We start from the raw sequence: 1,679 nt of genomic DNA, 5'->3' as shown, positions 1-1,679 counted from the left end.
CGTTGGCAACAATTAACACCAAATGACAAAAATATACATTGATGATTCCGTTCACGAAAGAGGCAATTTTGTTATCAGCGGAATAGTTGTGACCGAAGAAAATATTGAAGACCGAATTTCTGAAAGTCTGAAAAATAACGGATTTGACCCTGAGGATTCTGAATTTAAAAGCGGATTAAATTATAGAAAATATCCAGAAATGTTAAACGTAAGAAATGATTTAAAAAATATTATTTCTTCAGTCTGTAAAATTGGACTTGTTGTTTTACCAATACAAGAAAGACCAAATATCGGGAAAGAGACATTTAAAGGTCTGAAACAAATAATAAACTCAAACGAATTTGGACAGAATATTGAAATTTATGTCGACGAAAATTATTTCAGAAACGAAAATGTCGGAAAAGAGTATGCAAAAGAAATTGGGTTGAAAAACTGTAAATTGAATTTAGAATTAGATTCAAAGAAATTTAAAGGAATTCAACTCGCTGATTTAGTCGCTCATTCTTGTTCTACGATGCTACTTGAGCAATTAAATATTATTGACAAAAAAGTTAAAGCTGGTTCTAATTCTGGTTACGAACCTGATTTGGAGATAGAATTAGGATTTGAATTATGGGCTGGAATTAGATATAACCTTCTTGGAGAAATTGATATGGAAAGATTTGAAACAGGAGATAGATATCCAATGAAAATGACAGAACCTTATGGACTTTATATTTCTGAGTTTTGTGACAATAAATTAAAGGAAAATACAAGAGAAAGATTTGGAGAAATTTATATGGGTTGTATTCATTAAATAACTGTTGCCAACACCGTGTATAATTAATTGCTTGGTTCGTGCATACGTACGAAAATCCTAGCGGATTTTCTATTCGGTTTTTATTTGCTAACTTACTCGCTAAACCACGCAACTAATCATACACAAACACGTTGTGTGCAATTTGGGAATTTGGTCATTATACCAATTTTTGGTATATTTGATATAAATTATTACTCAAATGAACAAGAACACATCTATATCACTCGGAAATTATTTTGACCAATTCGTGCAAAATAGCATAAGCGAAGGAAGGTTTAAGAACGTTAGCGAAGTTATTCGTGCTGGATTAAGACTTTTAGAAGAAGAAAGTAAAGTAATTGCATTAAAAAAAGCTATTCAAGAAGGAATTGATAGCGGAATAGCTCACGACTTTGATCCAAAAAAGCATCTTGAATCTCTAAAAGCGAAAAAGCACTCGAATGGCTGAATATAAATTGACCAATAAAGCTGTTGAGGATTTATCAAAGATTTGGGATTATACATTTGAGGTTTGGTCGGAAAAACAAGCAGATAAATATTACGCTGAACTAATTTCTAATTGTCAAGAAATTGCAGAAAACCCAGGCATAGGGAAATTCTACGATGGTATATCAAAGCAACTTCTCGGAATTAATGCAAGTCGTCATATAATATTCTACAGAACTTTAGACGAAAATTATGTTGAAATAACGAGAATATTGCACGAAAGAATGGATTTAAAGAAACGAATTGCTGAATAAAAACTGCACACAACACCGTGTATAATTAATTGCTTTTTAAGTGCTTACTTGCGAAAATTCCTGCGGAATTTTCTCTGGTCCGTAAAAGTTTGCTAAATTAGCTACCAAACCACGCAACTAACCATACACGAACACGTTGT

3 protein-coding genes are annotated in these 1,679 nt (G+C 32.2%); all 3 read left to right on the top strand.

The window, feature by feature from the left end; all coding sequences use genetic code 11:
- Nucleotides 1-22 precede the first annotated feature (22 nt).
- Entirely contained in the window at nucleotides 23-796 is a 774-nt protein-coding gene (locus K1X16_RS17845) for a DUF3800 domain-containing protein (RefSeq protein WP_225037426.1), read from the top strand.
- A gap of 202 nt (nucleotides 797-998) precedes the next feature.
- The gene (locus tag K1X16_RS17840) at nucleotides 999-1,247 is read left to right on the top strand and encodes a type II toxin-antitoxin system ParD family antitoxin (RefSeq protein WP_225037425.1); all 249 of its coding nucleotides are present in this window, start codon (nucleotides 999-1,001) and stop codon (nucleotides 1,245-1,247) included.
- Nucleotides 1,240-1,539, top strand: coding sequence for a type II toxin-antitoxin system RelE/ParE family toxin (locus tag K1X16_RS17835; RefSeq protein WP_225037424.1), 300 nt, complete (start codon nucleotides 1,240-1,242; stop codon nucleotides 1,537-1,539). The genes K1X16_RS17840 and K1X16_RS17835 overlap by 8 nt, the downstream gene beginning before the upstream one ends.
- The last annotated feature ends 140 nt before the right edge of the window (nucleotides 1,540-1,679 follow it).

This window comes from Winogradskyella sp. SM1960 (assembly GCF_020179375.1).
GTDB classification, from domain to species: domain Bacteria; phylum Bacteroidota; class Bacteroidia; order Flavobacteriales; family Flavobacteriaceae; genus Winogradskyella; species Winogradskyella marina.
The sequence above is the reverse complement of the archived record's forward strand: the minus strand, read 5'-3'. Positions and strand labels throughout refer to the sequence as shown.